Genomic DNA, 19,227 nt, shown 5'->3' with positions numbered 1-19,227 from the left:
TCAGTTCCACAGCGACAGTGGGCTCATCATCCAGGCGCCGACAACCAGCACCCAAACCAGCGATACCGGGATGAAGATTTTCCAGCCCAGACGCATGATCTGGTCGTAGCGATAGCGCGGGAAGGTGGCACGGAACCACAGGAACAGGAACAGCACCAGGGAAATCTTGACCAGCAGCCAGATCACGCCGGATGCGCCCAGCGCGCCCCAGGAAGCCGGGAACGGCGACAGCCAGCCGCCCATGAACATGATGGCGGTCAGTGCCGACACCAGGATCATGTTGGCGTATTCCGCCAGGAAGAACACGGCGAAGGCCATACCCGAGTATTCCACGTGGAAACCGGCCACGATTTCCGATTCACCTTCCGCCACGTCGAACGGGGCACGGTTGGTTTCGGCAACGCCGGAAATCAGGTACACGAGGAACAGCGGGAACAGCGGCAGCCAGTTCCACGACAGTGCCGAGCCGCCACCGATACCATGGCCCTGCTGGTTGACGATGTCGACCAGGTTCAGGCTGCCGGACACCATCAGTACGCCGACCAGCGCGAAGCCCATCGAGATCTCGTAGGACACGATCTGGGCCGAGGAACGCAGCGCGCCCAGGAAGGAGTACTTGGAGTTACCCGCCCAGCCGGCCACGATCACGCCGTACACGCCCATCGAGGTGATCGCCATGATGAACAGCAGCGACGCGTCGATATTGGCTAGCACCATGGTGTCGGTGAACGGGATCACCGCCCAGGCCGCCAGTGCCGGCATGATGGACAGTACAGGAGCCACCAGAAACAGACCCTTGCTCGACTTGGTCGGCAGGATGATCTCTTTCATCAGCAGCTTCACACCGTCAGCCAGTGGCTGCAGCAGCCCTTTCGGGCCGACACGGTTAGGGCCGATACGGATCTGCATGTAGCCGATCACCTTGCGCTCTGCCAGCGTCAGGTAGGCCACACCGATCATCAGCGGGGCAACGATGGCCAGAATTTTCAGCAGTGTCCACACTGCCAGACCGGCCTCGGTCCCCAGCAAGTTTTGCAGCAATTCCATGACTTATCCTCGCTTGATCTGAATCGGTTCGAACAGACCACCCAGTGCCTGCGTTGCCGGATGGGCAGCAGCGACACGGACCGCACCGGCGGCAACGGCAGCGTCGGCTACCAGTTGCAGGCGAACTTCGGCCTCACCCTGGCTGACGATGGCAGGCTGACCTGCTTCCAGACCCAGTTTGGCGATGTCTTGCGGGTTGAGGGCAATCACGGGCGCGGCGGCCGCGGCGGTCTTCTGCAGCGAGCCGGCACGGCGGCAGATGGCATCGGCCTGGTACATCGGCACTTCACCGATACGCACCAGCGCGTCGCCGGCAGCAACGTTGGCCGCAACACTGCTCAGCTGGTTGTTCAGTGCCGCGGCGATGTCGCCTTGCGCCAGCAGTTCGGCACGCACGTCTTCCGCGCTGTTGAAGTCAAAGCCGGACAGGTTGAGCATGTTGCCCAGTACGCGCAGCACTTTCCAGGCCGGACGAGTCTCGCCCAGCGGACGCACCACACCGTTGAACGGCTGCAGCTTGCCTTCCATGTTGACGAAGGAACCGGCGGTTTCGGAGAACGGCGCGATCGGCAGCAGCACGTCGGCGTAGTCCAGCAGTGCCTCACCCTTGAATGCAGTCAGCGCAATCACGGTGGCTGCCTGCTTCATCGCGGCCACGGCCTGCTGGCTGTTGTAGGCGTCGGCTTCGATCTCGCTGTTGAGCAGCACGTAAGCCTTGCGCGGCGCAGCCAGCATTTCGCTTGCGGCGAGACCGGCAGTCACGGCGTTGCCCATCGGGCCACGTTGCGGATTGACACCGGCAATGTCGGCACCGACGCTGTTGGCGGCTTCGGCAGCGATACCGAAACGGGCGCCGGTCACGCGGCCGATTTCCTGGGCCAGCGACAGCAGCTCGGCAAATGCCGGGTGATGCTGTGCCACGTTGCCCAGCACCACGGCAGCGGATTCGGCGGCGCACAGGCTGTCGGCAATCGCGCGTGCCTCGGCGCCAACGTTGGCCGCAGACAGGTCCAGCGTGGTCGACGCGGACTTGATTTCCACCGCGGCTTTCAGCACCTGGGCCAGCGCGTTGACCAGCGCCAGCGGCGACACGATCAGCTTGGCGTTGACGCGGGTCAGCAGGTCGTCGTCGCTGGTATGGATCACGTTCAGTGCCATGCCCTTCTTGACCGACTGGCGCAGACGCGATGCCAGCAACGGCTGTTCCGTGCGCTGGGTGGAACCCACCATCAGTACCGACTTGGCGGCCAGCAGCTCGACGATGCTGGAACCCAGCCACAGCGCGCCCTGCTGGGCAGCGACGACACGCTTGTCGCTGCGACGCAGCGCGGCATCGATATTGTTCACGCCGAAGCTGCGCGCCAGTTTCTGCGCCAGGTACAGTTCTTCGGTAGTGCTGTGCGGGCTGGCCAGGAAGCCGATGGCGTCCTTGCCGTGGTCGTTGGCCACGCCGTTGAGGCCCTTGACCACGTAGTCCAGTGCCGTCTGCCAGTCGGTTTCGTGCCACTTGCCGTCAAACTTGATCATCGGCTTCTGCAGGCGCTCGGCGCTGTTCAGGCCTTCGTACGAGAAACGGTCGCGGTCGGCGATCCAGCACTCGTTGATGTCTTCGTTTTCCAGCGGCAGTACGCGCATTACCTGGTTCTGCTTGACCTGAACGATCAGGTTGCTGCCCAGACCGTCATGCGGGCTGACCGACTTGCGGCGCGACAGCTCCCAGGCACGGGTGGCGTAGCGGAACGGCTTGGAAGTCAGCGCGCCGACCGGGCACAGGTCGATCACGTTGCCGGAGATTTCCGAATTCACGGTCTTGCCGAGGAACGGCAGGATTTCCGAGAATTCGCTGCGGTTGGCCATCCCGATTTCCTGGTAGCCACCGATCTCTTCGGTAAAGCGGACGCAGCGGGTGCAATGGATGCAGCGGCTCATTTCCTCGGCGGAAACCAGCGGCCCCATGTCCTTGCCGACCACGGCGCGTTTTTCTTCCTGATAGCGGGACGAGGAATTACCGTAGCCCACGGCCAGATCCTGCAGCTGGCATTCGCCGCCCTGGTCGCAGATCGGGCAATCCAGCGGGTGGTTGATCAGCAGGAATTCCATCACGCCAGCCTGGGCCTTCTTGGCCAGTGGCGAGGCGGTATGCACCTTCATGCCGTCGGTTACCGGAGTGGCACAGGCCGGCAGCGGCTTCGGTGCCTTCTCGACTTCCACCAGGCACATGCGGCAGTTGGCCGCAATGGACAGTTTCTTGTGGTAGCAGAAGTGAGGAATATGTGTACCGGCGGTATGGGCAGCATCCATGATGGTGATGCCCTGATTGACCGTCAGTTTTTTTCCGTCGATTTCGATTTCAAGCATCGCTCAACACCATTTGTGATCCACCAAGGCCTTCTTGTGCTTAATGAGATGTTCAAACTCATTGCGGAAGTGCTTGGTGAAACTACGAACAGGGAACACGGCTGCGTCAGCCAGGGCGCAAATCGTGCGGCCCGCCATATTGTTCCCGACAGATTCCAACAGCTCCAGATCGCCGTCACGGCCTTCGCCGTTGGCGATGCGATGGATCACCTTGTACAGCCAGCCGGTGCCTTCACGGCATGGCGTGCACTGGCCGCAGGACTCTTCGTGATAGAAGTAGGCCAGACGCTCCAGCGCCTTGACCATGCACACGTCCTCGTTCATCACGATGACGGCGCCGGAACCCAGCATCGAACCGGCCTTGGAAATACTGTCGTAATCCATGGTCAGTTCCATCATCACGTCGCCTGGCAGTACAGGTGCGGACGAACCGCCCGGAATCACTGCCTTCAGCTTCTTGCCGTCCTTCATGCCGCCTGCCATTTCCAACAGCGTGGCGAACGGGGTGCCCAGCGGAATCTCGTAGTTGCCCGGACGGTTGACGTGACCGGAGATGGAGAACAGCTTGGTACCGCCGTTGTTCGGCTTGCCCGCTTCCAGGAACTTCTGGCCGCCGTCACGGATGATGAACGGCACGGACGCGAACGACTCGGTGTTGTTGATGGTGGTCGGCTTGCCGTACAAGCCGAAGCTGGCCGGGAACGGCGGCTTGAAGCGCGGCTGGCCTTTCTTGCCTTCCAGCGACTCCAGCAGCGCGGTTTCTTCGCCGCAGATGTAGGCGCCGTAACCGTGGTGCGCGAACAGGTCGAAGCTGAAGTCGGTACCGAGGATGTTCTGTCCCAGGAGGCCGGCCTTGCGTGCCTCGTCCAGCGCCTCTTCGAACAGCTCGTAGGCCTCGAAGATTTCACCGTGGATGTAGTTGTAACCCGCCTTGCAACCCATCGCGTAGCCGGCAATGATCATGCCTTCGATCAGCGCGTGCGGGTTGTAGATGATGATGTCGCGATCCTTGAACGTGCCCGGTTCGCCCTCATCTGTATTGCAGACGACGTACTTGTCACCCGGGAAGGAACGCGGCATGAAGCTCCACTTCAGACCGGTCGGGAAACCTGCACCACCACGACCACGCAGACCGGAGTTCTTCACTTCGGCGATCACGTCTTCCTGGGGGATCTTGTTATCCAGAATCTTCTTGAGGGCCTGATAGCCACCGCGAGCCATGTAGGCCTCGAGGCGCCAGCAGTCCGGAGTGGCGGTGTCCACGCCCTCGAAAATCACGCCATTGACGAAAACTGCCATTATTCCAACTCCGCCAGTTTCTTATCGATAGCTTCGCGCGTCATGAAGCTGCACATTTTGTGGTTATTCACCAGCAGTACCGGTGCGTCGCCACAGGCGCCCATGCACTCCCCTTCCAGCAGGGTGAACTTGCCGTCGGCGGTGGTTTCACCGATGCCGATACCCAGCTTTTCACCGATGTAGTGCGCGGCATTGACGCCGCCTTGCAGCGCGCAAGGCAGGTTGGTGCAGACGGTCAGCTTGTATTTGCCGACCGGCTTCATGTCGTACATGTTGTAGAAGGTGGCGACTTCGTAGGCGGCAACCGGCGGGATGCCCACGTAGTTGGCCACGAATTCGATCACGTCGGCATTGAGGCAGCGCTCTTCCGGCGTGTTGCCGGTTTCACGACGCTCGACCAGTGCAATGCGCAACGCACCCATGATGGCAGACCGGAACTGGTCGGCAGGATACTTGGCCAGTTCGTAGTCAATTTTTGCAAGCGATTGTGCGGATAGCATCAGCGGTCGATCTCCCCAAATACCACGTCCTGAGTACCAATGATCGCGACAACGTCGGCGATCATGTGGCCACGAGACATTTCATCCAGACTGGCCAGATGGGCATAGCCCGGCGCACGGATTTTCAGACGATAAGGTTTGTTGGCGCCATCGGATACCAGATAGATACCGAACTCGCCTTTTGGATGCTCTACAGCGGCGTACGCTTCGCCTTCCGGCACATGCATGCCTTCGGTGAAGAGTTTGAAATGGTGGATCAGCTCCTCCATATTGCTCTTCATGTCTTCGCGGCTAGGCGGGGCGAACTTGTGGTTGTCGGTGATGACAGGGCCAGGGTTGGCCTTCAGCCACTTTACGCACTGCTGGATGATGCGGTTGGACTGGCGCATTTCCTCGACACGCACCAGATAGCGGTCGTAGCAGTCGCCGGTGACGCCAACCGGAATGTCGAATTCCATGCGGTCGTACACGTCGTACGGCTGCATCTTGCGCAGGTCCCAGGCAATGCCGGAACCACGCAGCATCGGACCGGTCATGCCCAGGTTCTTGGCACGTTCCGGGGTAACCACGCCGATACCGACGGTACGCTGCTTCCAGATACGGTTATCGGTGAGCAGAGTCTCGTAGTCGTCGACACAGGCCGGGAAACGGTTGGTGAAGTCTTCGATGAAATCGAGCATCGAGCCCTTGCGGGTCTCGTTCAGGCGTGCGATTTCCTTGGCGTTGCGGATCTTGGACGCCTTGTACTGCGGCATGCTGTCCGGCAGGTCGCGATAAACACCGCCCGGACGGAAGTAGGCAGCGTGCAGACGGGCACCGGAGACTGCCTCGTAGCAGTCCATCAGGTCCTCGCGCTCACGGAACGCGTACAGGAACATGGTCATCGCGCCGATGTCGATGGAGTGCGCGCCGATCCACAACAGGTGGTTGAGGATACGGGTGATCTCGGCAAACATCACGCGGATGTACTGGGCACGCTCCGGCACTTCGATGCCGGCCAGCTTTTCGATCGCCAGGCAGTAGGCGTGCTCGTTGCACATCATCGACACGTAGTCGAGGCGGTCCATGTACGGCAGCGACTGGATGAAAGTCTTGCTCTCGGCCAGCTTCTCGGTGCCGCGGTGCAGCAGGCCGATATGCGGGTCGGCACGCTGTACCACTTCGCCATCCAGCTCCAGCACTAGGCGCAACACGCCGTGCGCGGCCGGGTGCTGCGGACCGAAGTTCAGGGTGTAGTTACGGATATCAGCCACCGTAGTTCTCCTCGCGAATGATGCGTGGGGTAATCTCACGCGGTTCGATGGTGACCGGCTGGTAGATCACGCGCTGCTGAGCTGCGTCGTAGCGCATTTCGACATGACCGGACAGCGGGAAGTCCTTGCGGAACGGATGACCGACAAAACCGTAGTCGGTAAGGATGCGACGAAGGTCCGGGTGGCCTTCGAAGATGATGCCGAACAGGTCGAACGCCTCGCGCTCGAACCAGTTGGCGGTATTCCAGATTTCCACCACGCTCGGCACGACCGGGAAATCGTCATCTTCCGCAAACACGCGCACCCGCAGGCGGGTGTTGTGCGTCAGGGACAGCAAATGATAAACCACCGCAAAACGCGGGCCGTCTTGTGGTTGGTCTTGGTAGGTGCTGTAGTCCATGCCGCAGACGTCGATACACTGCTCGAACGCCAGCTCTGGGTGATCGCGCAATGTGGTCATTGCTTCGGTCACGTTCACGGATTTACAGACGATAGTCAGCTCACCGAGCGCAATCTTGGCCGATACAACCTTGTCGCCAAGCACACGCTCTACCGCCGACTTGAGCACTTCCATTCTGGATGCCATGGTTTAACCTCAGCGGGCGATAGTATTGGTACGCTTGATCTTGTTCTGCAGCTGGATGATGCCGTAAAGCAACGCCTCTGCAGTCGGCGGACAGCCCGGCACGTAAACATCAACCGGAACAATACGATCACAGCCGCGAACGACAGAATAAGAGTAGTGATAGTAGCCGCCGCCATTGGCACAGGAGCCCATGGAAATGACCCAGCGTGGCTCGGCCATCTGGTCGTACACCTTGCGCAAGGCCGGAGCCATCTTGTTGCACAGAGTACCGGCGACAATCATCAGATCGGACTGACGTGGACTAGGACGGAACACGATACCGAAACGGTCGAGGTCATAACGAGCGGCACCCGCATGCATCATCTCCACCGCACAGCAGGCCAGACCGAAGGTCATCGGCCACAGGGAACCAGTACGGGTCCAGTTAATGAGCTTGTCAGCCGTGGTGGTGACAAAGCCCTTTTCAAGAACGCCTTCTACTCCCATTCCAGAGCTCCCTTTTTCCACATGTAGACGAAACCGATGGTCAGCACCGTGATGAACTCAATCATGACGCCGAAGCCATACATGCCCAGTTCTTTGAGCACAACCGCCCACGGAAAGAGAAAGGCAATTTCCAGATCGAAGAGAATGAAAAGAATGGCGACCAAGTAGTACCGGACGTCAAACTTCATACGCGCATCTTCGAAAGCTTCGAAGCCGCATTCGTATGGAGAAAGCTTTTCAGGATCAGGACGATTCGGGGCCAACAGCCACCCCAGAAGCAATGGACCGACGCCAACCAGCAGGCCGACGACAACGAACATCAGAATGGGAAAGTAATTTTGCAGCATTTCCCGCGCACCTCTAAAAGAAAGGAGGTCAAAGACCTCCTTGGCTCCAAGTAAAACAGGCCACCGGTTTCCCGATGGCCTGTTTTTTGAATGTGGTGCCGACAGTGAGACTCGAACTCACACAGCCTATGGCCACTACCCCCTCAAGATAGCGTGTCTACCAATTCCACCATGTCGGCACTATACAAACTCAATTTTTACTCTGGAATCACAGAACCAGAGGCCTTGCTTTTATCCGCGCCACCCGGGATTGGCGATGCAGACTGGCTGGATACTCCACCCATCACGCCCAATTCCGTCTTGGCCGAGGAGTGAAAGAAACCAATAACCATCAAGGACGAGAAGAATACGACTGCCGCAATCGCAGTAGCCCTACTCAGAAAATTCGCGGAACCGGTGGCACCAAACAGACTACCCGATGCACCACTACCGAAAGCAGCACCCATATCCGCACCCTTGCCATGCTGCATCAGGACAAGAATGATGATCGCCAGCGCAGAAACCAACATGGCGACGAGTGCTAATGTATTCAGAAGTTCCATACTATACCGTTATTTTAGCAGCCTGGCAAATTCGCCCAAAGCTCTCAACATCCAAGGATGCCCCGCCAACCAAGGCGCCACCGACACTTTGCAGCGATAAAATCGCATCCGCATTGTCTGCCTTGACGCTGCCTCCGTAGAGGACGCGAATACTATCAGAAGCCCCATGGCATTGCAACACGGTTTCCCGGATAAACTGGTGCACCTCGTCGATCTGCTCGACGCTGGCCACCTTGCCGGTGCCGATGGCCCACACCGGCTCGTACGCCACCACATAGTCGTGACCGGCCAATGCCCCCAGCACCGCCAGCTGTTCCGCAATAACCGCCTTATAAGCATCAGCCTCGCGCTCGGCCAGCGTCTCGCCCACGCAGTAGACCGGGATCAGACCGGCGGCGACGGCCGCCTGCAGCTTGCGCGCCAGCAAGGCATGGTCTTCGGCAAAGTACTGGCGGCGCTCGGAGTGGCCGATCAGCACATAGCGACAGCCGACATCGGCCAGCATCGCGGCGCTGACCTCGCCGGTATAGGCACCATCCTTGTCAAAGGCACTGACATCCTGCGCCGCCAGCGCGATATTGCTGCCTGCCAGCACGGTCGCGGCCTGGCCAAGGTAGGCAAACGGCGGCGCCACCGCCACCTGGGCCGCCTGCACGGCCGCATTGGCCTGCAGCGCGTCGAGCAGCGCAAGGTTGGCCGCAAGCCGTCCGTTCATCTTCCAGTTGCCGATTACCAGTTTGCCCGTCATGCCGAATACCCCGAGTGCTGTTTTTAATGGGCAAATTATATCAGCGGGTACTACATTGCTGTGCATGGTCATGACTGTAATATTTCTGCAAAGAGCCTCCCTTAGGATGCGCACATCGAAACAAGTCGTGAACTCTAGGAGCAAGCATGAAACATTCTATTCGTTGGGCTGCCGCGCTGGCGGTTTCCGGTTTTGTTGCAAGCAATGTGTTTGCGGCTGACATCACCGGTGCCGGTGCCACCTTCCCGTATCCGCTGTACGCCAAGTGGGCGGAAGCGTACAAGGCACAGACCAACAACAACATGAACTACCAGTCGATCGGCTCGGGTGGCGGTATCAAACAGATCCAGTCCAAGACCGTTGACTTCGGCGCCTCCGACATGCCGCTGAAGCCGGAAGAGCTGAGCAAGCACGGTCTGACCCAGTTCCCAACCGTGATCGGCGGCGTGGTTCCGGTAGTCAACGTACCGGGCATCGGCGCCGGCCAGCTGAAACTGACCGGCCCGCTGCTGGCCGACATCTACCTTGGCAAGGTTGCCAACTGGAACGATGCCGCCATCGGCAAGCTGAACCCGGGCGTGAAGCTGCCTGACCAGAAGATTACCGTGGTACGCCGCTCCGACGGCTCCGGCACCACCTTCATCTTCACCAACTATCTGTCCAAGGTGTCGCCGGAGTGGAAGTCCTCTATCGGTGAAAACACGGCCGTTAACTGGAAGACAGGTGTCGGTGGCAAGGGCAACGAAGGCGTGGCCAACTACGTGACCCGCATCAAGGGCGCCATCGGCTACGTGGAATACGCCTACGCCAAGCAGAACAAGATTGCCCACACCCAGGTACAGAATGCCGCCGGCACCTTCGTGAATCCGGACGACAGCACCTTCAAGGCGGCTGCGGCCAACGCCGACTGGGCCAAGGCACCGGGCTTCTACCTGATCCTGACCAACCAGCCTGGCAAGGACAGCTGGCCGATCTCCGGTGCGACCTTCATCCTGATGCATAAGAAACAGGACAAGCCGGAACAGGCACAGGAAGCGCTGAAGTTCTTCGACTGGGCCTACAAGGGCGGCGACGCCATTGCCACCCAGCTTGACTATGTGCCGATGCCTGCCAATGTGAAGACAGTCATCCGCAGCAGCTGGAAGCAGATCACCGCCACCTCCGGCGCCCCGGTCTGGAAGTAATCTGCAGCCGCAGGACTGAAGTACAAGCCGGGGAGAGACTCCTCGGCTTTTTGTCTGCCAATCAGACCAAGAGATTTTCATGGAAAAACTAAGCAACAGCGCCAACCCGAAGCGCCAGATGATGCTGGACTCGCTGTTCCGCGTGACCACCCGGTTTTTTGCCTTCCTGGTGCTGGCACTGCTGGTCGGCATCCTGATCTCGCTTGTCATCGGCGCCATGCCCAGCATCCGGCACTTTGGCTGGGGCTTCCTGACCAGCACCGAATGGGATCCGGTATCGGAAAACTTCGGCGCAGTGGTGCCGATCTTCGGCACGCTGGTCACCTCCTTTATCGCGTTGCTGATCGGGGTTCCGGTCAGCTTCGGCATTGCCATCTTCCTGACCGAAATCTGCCCGCCGCTGCTCAAGCGCCCGCTGGGCATCGCGGTGGAACTACTGGCCGGCATCCCGTCCATCATCTACGGCATGTGGGGCCTGTTCGTATTCGCGCCGCTGTTCGGCGACCACGTGCAGCCATGGGTCATGGAAAACCTGGGTGAATGGCCGCTGATCGGCTTCCTGTTCCAGGGCGCGCCGATGGGTATCGGCATCTTCACCGCCGGCCTGATCCTGGCGATCATGGTGATTCCGTTCATCGCCTCGGTAATGCGCGACGTGTTCGAAGTAGTACCGCCAATGCTGAAGGAATCCGCCTACGGCCTGGGTGGCACCACCTGGGAAGTGGTGCGCAACGTGGTCCTGCCCTACACCAAGACCGGCGTCATCGGCGGCATCATGCTGGGGCTGGGTCGTGCGCTGGGCGAGACCATGGCGGTCACCTTCGTGATCGGCAACTCCACCAACCTGTCCACCAGCCTGTTCGATGCCGGCAACTCGATTGCCTCGGCACTGGCCAACGAATTTGCCGAAGCGACCGGCGAATTCCACATGGCGGCGCTGATCGAGCTCGGCCTGATCCTGTTCTTCATCACCTTTGTCGTACTGTCCTGCTCCAAGTTGCTGCTGCTGCAACTGAAGAAGCAGGAAGGCCGTAATTCCTGAGCGGGAGCATGATGACTACCACCCTGACCGCCCGTTCGCCCAACACGGATCGCACCATGTCGGCACAACCAAGCAAAAATTCGCGCAACAACGCCATCTACGCCCGACGCCGTTTCGTCAACGGCTTCAACATGACCGCTTCGCTGCTGGCGATGGGGTTCGGCCTGTTCTGGCTGGCGTGGATCCTGTACACCCTGCTCGCCCACGGCCTGGCCGGCATGAGCATGGACGTGTTCACCAAGATCACGCCGCCGCCCGGCTCCGCTGGCGGCCTGATCAACGCCATCGCCGGCTCGCTGAAGATGACCTTCTTCGGCACCCTGCTCGGCACCCCGATCGGCATCCTCGCCGGCGTGTACCTGGCGGAATTCGGCGATCGCGGCTGGCTGGCACCCGCCACCCGCTTCATCAACGACATCCTGCTGTCGGCACCTTCCATCGTCATCGGCCTGTTCATCTACGAGATGTACGTGGTGACCATGGGCCACTTCTCCGGCTGGGCCGGCGCGCTGGCGCTGTCGCTGCTGGTGATCCCGGTCGTGGTGCGCACCACCGAGAACATGCTGCGCCTGGTACCGAACAGCCTGCGCGAAGCGGCGATCGCACTCGGCGCCCCGCAGTGGAAGGTGACCATGTACGTGACGCTGCGCTCGGCCAAGGCCGGCGTGATCACCGGCATCCTGCTGGCGGTGGCCCGCATTTCCGGCGAGACCGCACCGCTGCTGTTCACCGCGCTGAACAACCAGTTCTGGAGCGGCATGAACCAGCCGATGGCCAACCTGCCGATCGTGATCTTCCAGTTCGCGATGAGCCCGTACGAAGACTGGCACGCCCTTGCCTGGGCCGGCGCCCTGCTGATCACGCTCAGCGTACTGACCCTGAACATCGTTGCCCGCTGGCTGGGCAGTCAGAAAACCCAATCTCATTAAGGCTTGACGCACCATGACTGAACAAGCAATCAAGCTCAAGGTAAAAGACCTCAACTTTTACTACGGCAACTTCCTCGCGCTGAAGAAGGTCAACCTCGACATCCCGGCCGGCAAGGTCACCGCCTTCATCGGGCCGTCCGGCTGTGGCAAATCGACGCTGCTGCGCACCTTCAACCGCATGTTCGAGCTGTATCCCGGCATGCGCGCCGAAGGCGAGATCCTGCTCGACAACCAGAACATCCTCGCCAAATCGGTCGACGTGAACATGCTGCGCGCCAGCGTCGGCATGGTGTTCCAGAAGCCGACGCCGTTCCCGATGTCGATCTACGACAACATCACCTTCGGCGTGAAGCTGTACGAAAACCTGTCGCGCAGCGAGATGGACGATCGTGTGGAATGGGCGCTGCGCAAGGCGGCGCTGTGGAACGAGGTGAAGGACAAGCTGAAGCAGTCCGGCAACTCGCTGTCCGGCGGCCAGCAACAGCGCCTGTGCATCGCGCGTGGCGTCGCCACCCGCCCGGAAGTGCTGCTGCTGGACGAACCGACCTCGGCACTGGACCCGATCTCCACCGCGCACATCGAGGAACTGATCCACGAGCTGAAGCAGGACTACACCATCGCCATCGTCACCCACAACATGCAGCAGGCGGCCCGCGTGTCCGACTACACCGCCTACATGTACCTGGGCGAGCTGATGGAGTTCGGCGCCACCGACGATATCTTCACCGCGCCCAAGCGCAAGGAAACCGAAGACTACATCACCGGCAAATTCGGCTGAATATTACTGTTTTATTACAGCCCCTCAAATGCCTCCAGAACGGAGGCATTTTTCTTTTCAAATCAAGCCACTAAACCCTGCCAAAATACAACACTGTCAAGCCGTAAACTCATGCCTTTGGCACATTTCGGACGCACCGCAAAAAGATTGTTACAAGCCCTTGACGTGTCATCTGCCAACCCCAAGAATCCCGCCTTTCGGATAACGCCTTACACATCAATCATGCTGGAACTTCTTTCGGGACTCGACACGCCGCTCGCGATCACGCTGGTGCTGTCGATCACCTTCGTGCTCGCCTTTGAATTCATCAACGGCTTTCACGACACCGCCAACGCCGTTGCGACCGTCATCTACACCCAGTCGATGAAGCCGCAGACCGCCGTGCTGCTGTCCGGCCTCTTCAACTTCCTCGGCGTGTTCTTTGGCGGCCTGGCCGTGGCCTACGCCATCGTCAACCTGATCCCGACCGACCTGCTGCTGAACATCAACTCGGCGCAGGGCATGGTGATGGTGTTCGCGCTGCTCACCTCCGCCATCGTGTGGAACCTCGGCACCTGGTACTTCGGCATCCCGGCGTCCAGCTCGCACACCCTGATCGGCGCCATCCTCGGTGTCGGCATCGGCAACGCGCTGCTGACCGGCGACTCCATTGTCAACGGCATCAACTGGAGCAAGGCCATCGACGTGTTCGCCTCGCTGCTGGTCTCGCCACTGTTCGGCGCCACCCTCGCCGGCCTGATGCTGTTCGTACTGATGAAGCTGCGCCCGCTGTCCAACATCCACAAATCGCCATTCCAGCGCCAGCAGATCGAAGGCCGCAAGCATCCACCATTCTGGGCACGTTTCATGCTGATCGTATCGTCGATGGGCATGAGCTTCACCCACGGCTCCAACGACGGCCAGAAGGGCGTAGGCCTGGTGATGCTGGTGCTGATCGCGCTGGCACCGGCCCACTTCGTGGTCAACCTCGAAGCCGAACCGATCCAGATCGAACACACCAAGATCGCCGCCATCCAGCTGAAAGAGCTGTACCAGCGCAACCAGGTCATCGTCGACCTGAAGTACCCGGCCAAGGGCAACCACCAGTGTGAACCGTCGAAGATCGTGGAAGAAACCGGCGCGCTGCTGAGCGCAATCGGCGACGCCAAATCGTTCCAGACCCTGCCGGAAGCGCAGCGCTGGGACGTGCGTACCCAGCTGATCTGCCTTAACGACGGCGCCAAGAAGATCAGCAAGGTGCCTAGCCTCAACGACGTCGACCAGAAGCAGCTGAAGGGCATCCAGAAAGACCTGACCCAGACCACCGAATACGCCCCGACCTGGGTGATCGTCGCCGTGGCGCTGGCGATCGGCCTCGGCACCATGATCGGCTGGAAACGCGTGGTCAACACCGTAGGCGAGAAGATCGGCAAGAAGGACATGACCTACGCACAGGGCATGGCGGCACAGACCATGTCTGCCCTGTCCATCGGCCTCGCCAGCCTGATCGGCGCGCCGGTGTCCACCACCCAGATCCTGTCCAGTGCCGTCGCCGGCACCATGGTGGTCAACCGCTCCGGTATCCAGGCCGGCACCATCAAGACCATCATCATCACCTGGGTACTGACCCTGCCGGTGAGCATGGGTCTGGCGATCAGCCTGTACTACGTCGGCGTGAAGCTGTTCGTGTAAGCACGACGCTGCAAACAAAAAGGGCTGCCTGCGGGCAGCCCTTTTTCATGGCGCAAGGTTGGCCGCAAGCCGCGTCAGGCCTTGAGAAAGTGCTCGCGCCCGGCCAGCCAGCGCGCCAGATGCGCCTGCGCGTGTTGCGGCCAACCTTGCAACAGCTGCGGTGCCAGTTCGCGCGCCGCCTCCAGCAGCTCGATGTCGGCCTCCAGATCGGCAAAACGCAGCATCGGCAGGCCGCTCTGACGCGCGCCGAGGAACTCGCCGGGGCCGCGGATGTTCAGGTCCTGGCGCGCGATCTCGAAACCGTCGGTGTTCTCGTAGATCACCTTCAGCCGTGCCTTGGCCAGCTCCGACAGCGGCGTCTCGAACAGCAGCACGCAGCTGCTCTTCGCCGCGCCCCGCCCTACCCGGCCGCGCAGCTGGTGCAGCTGCGCCAGGCCCATGCGCTCGGCGTGTTCGATCACCATCAGGCTGGCGTTGGGCACGTCGACGCCGACCTCGATCACCGTGGTCGCCACCAGCAGCTGCAGCTCGTTGCGGATGAAGCGGCCCATCACCTCGGCCTTTTCGGCCGCCTTCATGCGGCCGTGCACCAGCCCGACGCCCCACTGCGGCAGGTCTTCCACCAGCACCGCGTGGGTATCGACCGCGGTCTGCAGCTGCAGCGTTTCCGACTCCTCGATCAGCGGGCACACCCAGTACACCTGGTTGCCCTCGCGGCAGGCCTTGTCGACGAAGCGCACCACCTCGTCACGGCGGTCGGCGTTGATCAGCTTGGTGACGATGGGCGTGCGCCCCGGTGGCAGCTCGTCGATTACCGATACGTCCAGATCGGCGTAGAAACTCATCGCCAGCGTGCGCGGGATCGGCGTCGCCGACATCATCAGCTGGTGCGGCTCGGCGCCCTTCTGCTGCAGGGCCAGACGCTGGCCGACGCCGAAGCGGTGCTGCTCGTCGACGATCACCAGCCCCAGCCGGCTGAAGGCAACGTCGTCCTGGAACAGCGCGTGGGTGCCCACCGCCAGCCGCGCCTCGCCGCCGGCAATCTTGGCCGCCATCTCGCCACGCGCCTTCTTGCGCAGGCTGCCGGACAGCCAGGCCACGTCGATGCCCAGCGGCGCGAGCCAGGCGGCCAGCTTCACGTAGTGCTGCTCTGCCAGGATCTCGGTCGGCGCCATCAGCGCCACCTGGAAGCCGGCCTCGATCGCCGCCAGCGCCGCCATCGCCGCCACGATGGTCTTGCCGCTGCCGACGTCGCCCTGCAGCAGGCGGTTCATCGGATGCGCCAGCGCCAGATCGGTGACGATCTCGGCCAGAACTTTCTGCTGCGCGCAGGTCAGAGCGAACGGAAGGTTGGCCGCAAGCCGCGCGCGCAGGCTGCCGTCGCCGGCGATCACCGGCGCTGTGCCCTGCCGCCGCGCGCGGTAGGCCAGACGCATCGACAGCTGCTGCGCCAGCAGCTCGTCGAACTTCAACCGCTGCCACGCCGGCAGGTTGCCGTCGGTGAGCTGGGTGGCGGAATACTCGGGGCCGGGGCGGTGCAACAGCTGCACCGCGTCGGCGAAGGGCATCAGCCCCAGGCGGCGGCGGATGTCGTCCGGCAGCGTCTCCGGCATCGGCTGCGCCTTCAGTTCGGCGTGGATCAGGCGGCGCAGCACCGGCTGGGTCAGGCCGTTGACCGTCGGATAGACCGGGGTCAGGCTGTCGGCCAGCGGATCGCCCTCGTGCACCTCGCGGATCTTGGGGTGCACCATCTCGTCGCCGAAGAAGCCGCGGCGCACCTCGCCCAGCGCCCGCACGCGGCGGCCCTTGGCCAGCTGCTGCTGCGTGCTGCCGTAGAAGTGGATGAAGCGCAGCACCAGCTTGCCGCTCTTGTCCTCGATCTGCACCACCAGCTGCCGCCGCGGGCGGAACTGCACCTCGCACTGCGTCACCTCGCCCTCCACCAGCACCGCCTGGCCGTACGGCGCCTGCGCGATCGGGTAGAGGTGGGTCTCGTCCTCGTAGCGCAGCGGCAGGTGCAGCACCAGGTCGAAGCGGCGGCGGATGCCGAGCTTCTCCAGTTTCTTGGCGGTGGCGGGCGCGGCCAGCGGCGGCTGGCCGGCGATATCGGCAGGAGAGTTCATGGCCGCATTGTACCCATGCAAAACGGGACAGCCCAAGCTGTCCCGTCGATTGCTACCGCTTGCGGCCGCGCGGGCCGCGCTGACTGGCTTACTGGCGTTCCCAGGTCTGGGTGCGGCCCAGCAGCGCCATGCCGATGAAGCCGCGCACTTCCAGCTTCTTGCCGGCCTCGGCCAGCTTGGCCTTGGCGCTGTACACCTTGCCGGATTTCGGGTCGAGGATCTTGCCCCCCTCCCAGCCGTCGCCGCCCTTTTTCAGACCGGTGAGGATAGTCATGCCGACCACCGGCTTGCCCTTCAGCGGGCCGTCGCACTTGTCGCAGACCGCGTCCGGATTGGCGAACAGCTTCACGATGCGGCCGGACAGCTCGCCGCCGACGTTTTCGCTGATCTCCACCAGCGCCTTGGCCTGCTTGGTCTCGTCGTCGATGGTTTTCCAGGTGCCGCCGGCACCGGCGGCCAGTGCCGCCTGGCTGACCAGCAACAGGGCGGTGACGGTAGCGAGCTGGGTTAGTGTCTTCATGGTGCGTATCTCCCTCGTGTTGTCCGGCGCCGGCACCCCTCATGCCTTTTTCAAACGCCAGTTTGGTGTCACGACTCTAACCCTGATACGCCAATCGTTCAATCACTTGTATGAATTTCAGGCGACCGCAACTGGCGCTAGGCCGCCATCCCGCTTTGCAGCCAGGCCGCCCAATCCGGCCGGCCGTTGTCTGCCGCCCGTTGCGCGGCCTGCTGCCAGTCGTAGGCAATCCGCAACAGTTGCACCTGCCAGCCCCCCGCCACCCGCTCGGCAATCGCGTAACTGGCGTGCGGCGCGCCGGTCTGCACGCGGTGGTAGCCGCCGTCGCTGTCGTCGTAGGCCGGCAGGCCCACGCTTCCGGGGTTCAGCACCAGCGGGCCGTCCGGCAGCTGCAGCAGGCGCGGCATGTGGCTGTGACCGCACAACACCAGCGTGGCACTGGTCTGCCCCAGCCGCTGCGCGACGGTTTCGTGGTTGGCCGGCACAAGGTTGGCCGCAACGATGTCGTCCAGCAGGTACTGCAGGTCGCTGTGCGGGCTGCCGTGGGTGAGCTGCACGTCGCCCAGCCGCAGCGCACCGGGCAGCGACGCCAGCCACGCGCGCTGCAGCGGCGAGGTCTGATCAAAGGCGTACTGGTCGGACGGGCCGCCGGGCTTGCTCTGGCAGGCCAGCAGCTGGCGTTCGTGGTTGCCGGCGATGGTCGGCAGGTTCAGGCCCATCAGCAGGTCGGCGGTCTCCGCCGGCCACAGCGGGCCGGACAGGATGTCGCCCAGGTTCACCGCGTGGCGGACGCCACGACCGTGCAGGTCAGCCAGCACCGCCTGCAGGGCCGGCGGGTTGCCGTGGATGTCGGAGAGGACGGCAAAACGATCGGGCAGCATGACGGATTCTCCCAATGACAAAGCGGCCGGCTGGCCGCTTGTCGATAGTGGCAAGCCACCGCGCTCAGGGCAAGCGGAACGTGCCCTCGCCCAGTTGCTGCACCTTGCCGCCGACCTGCACCGTGCCGGCGGCGTCCACGTCCAGATACAGCACATTCGGCCGCTGGATCGCCTCGCCCTGCTCGATGCGCCACGACAGCGGCGCCAGCCCGTTCAGCGCGCACCAGCCGCCCAGGTTGGCGCAGGCGCTGCCGGTGCCCGGGTCCTCGATGACGGCACCCTGCTGCTCGAAAAACAGCCGCACGGTGCCGACATGGTTTGCCACGTGCCACAGGTAGGCGATGCTGCGCCCGGGGTGCAGCGTGGCGTGGCGCACGAACAGCTCGTGCACCGGCCGCGCCGCCAGCACCGCCTCGCGGCTGGCCAGGCGGATCAGCAGCTGCTCGCTGCCGGCGTTCACCCACACCGGCGCGGCGGCGATGTCGCCGGCGGCCAGGCCCAGCATCGCCGCCGCATCGTCCGGCACAAGGTTGGCCGCACGCTGCGTGGCCGCCACCGCGGTGAGGCGGAACACGCCGTCCTGCCGGCGGATCGGAATCAAGCCTGCCCTGGTACGCAGAGCGAAGGCATCGCCCAGCCCCTGCAGCGCGTGCAGCACCGCGGCGCTGCCGATGGTGGGATGGCCGGCAAACGGCAGCTCGTAGCTGGGGGTGAAGATGCGCAGGCTGGCGGCGGCCTCGGCATCACCCGGCAGCAGGAACACCGTTTCCGACAGGTTGAACTGGCGGGCGATCAGCTGCATGTCGGCATCGTCCAGCCCGCGCGCATCGGTAAACACCGCCAGCGGATTGCCGCCGAAACGGCTTTCGGCAAACACGTTGACGATCTGGTAGGCATAACTGCGGCTCATGGTGGCTCCTGTTAATGACTGCT

General features: G+C 62.2%; 19 protein-coding genes and 1 tRNA gene. 5 read left to right on the top strand and 15 right to left on the bottom strand.

Annotation, left to right across the window (positions count from 1 at the left end):
• From nuoH to tpiA, 11 genes are all read right to left on the bottom strand, one after another.
• Complete coding sequence (gene nuoH / locus PQU96_RS00635) at positions 1-1,047, bottom strand: NADH-quinone oxidoreductase subunit NuoH (RefSeq protein ID WP_272766383.1); 1,047 nt, start codon at positions 1,045-1,047, stop codon at positions 1-3.
• 3 nt (positions 1,048-1,050) lie between these two features.
• On the bottom strand, positions 1,051-3,405 hold the full coding sequence (nuoG, locus tag PQU96_RS00630) for an NADH-quinone oxidoreductase subunit NuoG (protein ID WP_272770374.1): 2,355 nt from the start codon (positions 3,403-3,405) through the stop codon (positions 1,051-1,053).
• Between the two features lie 3 nt (positions 3,406-3,408).
• A complete protein-coding gene (nuoF, locus tag PQU96_RS00625; protein WP_272770373.1) occupies positions 3,409-4,704 on the bottom strand; it encodes an NADH-quinone oxidoreductase subunit NuoF in 1,296 nt (431 codons plus the stop codon).
• Complete coding sequence (gene nuoE, locus PQU96_RS00620) at positions 4,704-5,204, bottom strand: NADH-quinone oxidoreductase subunit NuoE (protein ID WP_272766386.1); 501 nt, start codon at positions 5,202-5,204, stop codon at positions 4,704-4,706. The genes nuoF and nuoE overlap by 1 nt, the downstream gene beginning before the upstream one ends.
• Positions 5,204-6,457 (bottom strand): NADH-quinone oxidoreductase subunit D, encoded by a 1,254-nt coding sequence (locus tag PQU96_RS00615; protein WP_047966926.1) that lies wholly within the window; start codon positions 6,455-6,457, stop codon positions 5,204-5,206. The genes nuoE and PQU96_RS00615 overlap by 1 nt, the downstream gene beginning before the upstream one ends.
• Complete coding sequence (locus tag PQU96_RS00610; protein ID WP_047966925.1) at positions 6,450-7,043, bottom strand: NADH-quinone oxidoreductase subunit C; 594 nt, start codon at positions 7,041-7,043, stop codon at positions 6,450-6,452. The genes PQU96_RS00615 and PQU96_RS00610 overlap by 8 nt, the downstream gene beginning before the upstream one ends.
• A 9-nt stretch (positions 7,044-7,052) precedes the next feature.
• A complete protein-coding gene (locus PQU96_RS00605) occupies positions 7,053-7,529 on the bottom strand; it encodes a NuoB/complex I 20 kDa subunit family protein (protein ID WP_047966924.1) in 477 nt (158 codons plus the stop codon).
• Positions 7,520-7,876: an NADH-quinone oxidoreductase subunit A gene (locus tag PQU96_RS00600; RefSeq protein ID WP_047966923.1), complete on the bottom strand. Its 357-nt coding sequence runs from the start codon at positions 7,874-7,876 to the stop codon at positions 7,520-7,522. Before PQU96_RS00600 ends, PQU96_RS00605 begins: the two co-directional genes overlap by 10 nt.
• Positions 7,877-7,969: 93 nt before the next feature.
• Positions 7,970-8,055 (bottom strand) — tRNA-Leu (locus PQU96_RS00595).
• Between the two features lie 18 nt (positions 8,056-8,073).
• The gene (secG, locus tag PQU96_RS00590) at positions 8,074-8,418 is read right to left on the bottom strand and encodes a preprotein translocase subunit SecG (protein ID WP_272770372.1); all 345 of its coding nucleotides are present in this window, start codon (positions 8,416-8,418) and stop codon (positions 8,074-8,076) included.
• Position 8,419: 1 nt separating this feature from the next.
• Positions 8,420-9,166, bottom strand: a complete 747-nt coding sequence (tpiA, locus tag PQU96_RS00585; RefSeq protein WP_272770679.1) for a triose-phosphate isomerase — start codon at positions 9,164-9,166, stop codon at positions 8,420-8,422.
• A gap of 146 nt (positions 9,167-9,312) precedes the next feature.
• Here tpiA and pstS point away from each other — a divergent pair, with 146 nt between their 5' ends.
• The 5 genes from pstS (at position 9,313) to PQU96_RS00560 (ending at position 14,770) form a co-directional block, all read left to right on the top strand.
• Positions 9,313-10,350, top strand: a complete 1,038-nt coding sequence (gene pstS, locus PQU96_RS00580) for a phosphate ABC transporter substrate-binding protein PstS (RefSeq protein ID WP_272770371.1) — start codon at positions 9,313-9,315, stop codon at positions 10,348-10,350.
• A 79-nt stretch (positions 10,351-10,429) separates the two neighbouring features.
• A complete protein-coding gene (gene pstC / locus PQU96_RS00575; protein ID WP_272770370.1) occupies positions 10,430-11,392 on the top strand; it encodes a phosphate ABC transporter permease subunit PstC in 963 nt (320 codons plus the stop codon).
• A 56-nt stretch (positions 11,393-11,448) separates the two neighbouring features.
• Complete coding sequence (gene pstA / locus PQU96_RS00570) at positions 11,449-12,321, top strand: phosphate ABC transporter permease PstA (protein WP_272770678.1); 873 nt, start codon at positions 11,449-11,451, stop codon at positions 12,319-12,321.
• A gap of 13 nt (positions 12,322-12,334) precedes the next feature.
• Positions 12,335-13,099, top strand: coding sequence for a phosphate ABC transporter ATP-binding protein PstB (gene pstB, locus PQU96_RS00565; protein WP_047966920.1), 765 nt, complete (start codon positions 12,335-12,337; stop codon positions 13,097-13,099).
• A gap of 222 nt (positions 13,100-13,321) precedes the next feature.
• Complete coding sequence (locus PQU96_RS00560; RefSeq protein WP_272770369.1) at positions 13,322-14,770, top strand: inorganic phosphate transporter; 1,449 nt, start codon at positions 13,322-13,324, stop codon at positions 14,768-14,770.
• Positions 14,771-14,844: 74 nt separating this feature from the next.
• On the opposite strand, the gene recG is transcribed toward PQU96_RS00560, so the two are convergent.
• The 4 genes from recG to PQU96_RS00540 all read right to left on the bottom strand — a co-directional run bounded on the left by recG (position 14,845) and on the right by PQU96_RS00540 (position 19,204).
• Positions 14,845-16,893: an ATP-dependent DNA helicase RecG gene (gene recG, locus PQU96_RS00555; protein WP_272770368.1), complete on the bottom strand. Its 2,049-nt coding sequence runs from the start codon at positions 16,891-16,893 to the stop codon at positions 14,845-14,847.
• Between the two features lie 88 nt (positions 16,894-16,981).
• Positions 16,982-17,413, bottom strand: coding sequence for a DUF2147 domain-containing protein (locus PQU96_RS00550; protein WP_272770367.1), 432 nt, complete (start codon positions 17,411-17,413; stop codon positions 16,982-16,984).
• A gap of 137 nt (positions 17,414-17,550) precedes the next feature.
• On the bottom strand, positions 17,551-18,294 hold the full coding sequence (locus PQU96_RS00545; protein ID WP_272770366.1) for a metallophosphoesterase family protein: 744 nt from the start codon (positions 18,292-18,294) through the stop codon (positions 17,551-17,553).
• Positions 18,295-18,358: 64 nt separating this feature from the next.
• Positions 18,359-19,204 (bottom strand): PhzF family phenazine biosynthesis protein, encoded by an 846-nt coding sequence (locus PQU96_RS00540; protein WP_272770365.1) that lies wholly within the window; start codon positions 19,202-19,204, stop codon positions 18,359-18,361.
• Positions 19,205-19,227: the final 23 nt, after the last annotated feature.

Origin of the sequence: Vogesella margarita (assembly GCF_028548475.1) — a bacterium.
Lineage (GTDB): Bacteria > Pseudomonadota > Gammaproteobacteria > Burkholderiales > Chromobacteriaceae > Vogesella > Vogesella margarita.
This window is presented reverse-complemented; position numbering and strand designations above follow the sequence as displayed.

Bases quoted from the DNA above. Each gene is read 5' to 3' on its own strand.
- PQU96_RS00545 (WP_272770366.1), bottom strand. From the start codon at position 18,294: ATGCTGCCCGATCGTTTTGCCGTCCTCTCCGACATCCACGGCAACCCG.
- secG (WP_272770372.1), bottom strand. From the start codon at position 8,418: ATGGAACTTCTGAATACATTAGCACTCGTCGCCATGTTGGTTTCTGCG.
- PQU96_RS00605 (WP_047966924.1), bottom strand. From the start codon at position 7,529: ATGGGAGTAGAAGGCGTTCTTGAAAAGGGCTTTGTCACCACCACGGCT.
- pstC (WP_272770370.1), top strand. From the start codon at position 10,430: ATGGAAAAACTAAGCAACAGCGCCAACCCGAAGCGCCAGATGATGCTG.
- PQU96_RS00600 (WP_047966923.1), bottom strand. From the start codon at position 7,876: ATGCTGCAAAATTACTTTCCCATTCTGATGTTCGTTGTCGTCGGCCTG.
- pstB (WP_047966920.1), top strand. From the start codon at position 12,335: ATGACTGAACAAGCAATCAAGCTCAAGGTAAAAGACCTCAACTTTTAC.
- pstS (WP_272770371.1), top strand. From the start codon at position 9,313: ATGAAACATTCTATTCGTTGGGCTGCCGCGCTGGCGGTTTCCGGTTTT.
- PQU96_RS00540 (WP_272770365.1), bottom strand. From the start codon at position 19,204: ATGAGCCGCAGTTATGCCTACCAGATCGTCAACGTGTTTGCCGAAAGC.
- nuoH (WP_272766383.1), bottom strand. From the start codon at position 1,047: ATGGAATTGCTGCAAAACTTGCTGGGGACCGAGGCCGGTCTGGCAGTG.
- PQU96_RS00560 (WP_272770369.1), top strand. From the start codon at position 13,322: ATGCTGGAACTTCTTTCGGGACTCGACACGCCGCTCGCGATCACGCTG.
- PQU96_RS00550 (WP_272770367.1), bottom strand. From the start codon at position 17,413: ATGAAGACACTAACCCAGCTCGCTACCGTCACCGCCCTGTTGCTGGTC.
- nuoE (WP_272766386.1), bottom strand. From the start codon at position 5,204: ATGCTATCCGCACAATCGCTTGCAAAAATTGACTACGAACTGGCCAAG.
- nuoG (WP_272770374.1), bottom strand. From the start codon at position 3,405: ATGCTTGAAATCGAAATCGACGGAAAAAAACTGACGGTCAATCAGGGC.
- PQU96_RS00610 (WP_047966925.1), bottom strand. From the start codon at position 7,043: ATGGCATCCAGAATGGAAGTGCTCAAGTCGGCGGTAGAGCGTGTGCTT.
- recG (WP_272770368.1), bottom strand. From the start codon at position 16,893: ATGAACTCTCCTGCCGATATCGCCGGCCAGCCGCCGCTGGCCGCGCCC.
- pstA (WP_272770678.1), top strand. From the start codon at position 11,449: ATGTCGGCACAACCAAGCAAAAATTCGCGCAACAACGCCATCTACGCC.
- nuoF (WP_272770373.1), bottom strand. From the start codon at position 4,704: ATGGCAGTTTTCGTCAATGGCGTGATTTTCGAGGGCGTGGACACCGCC.
- tpiA (WP_272770679.1), bottom strand. From the start codon at position 9,166: ATGACGGGCAAACTGGTAATCGGCAACTGGAAGATGAACGGACGGCTT.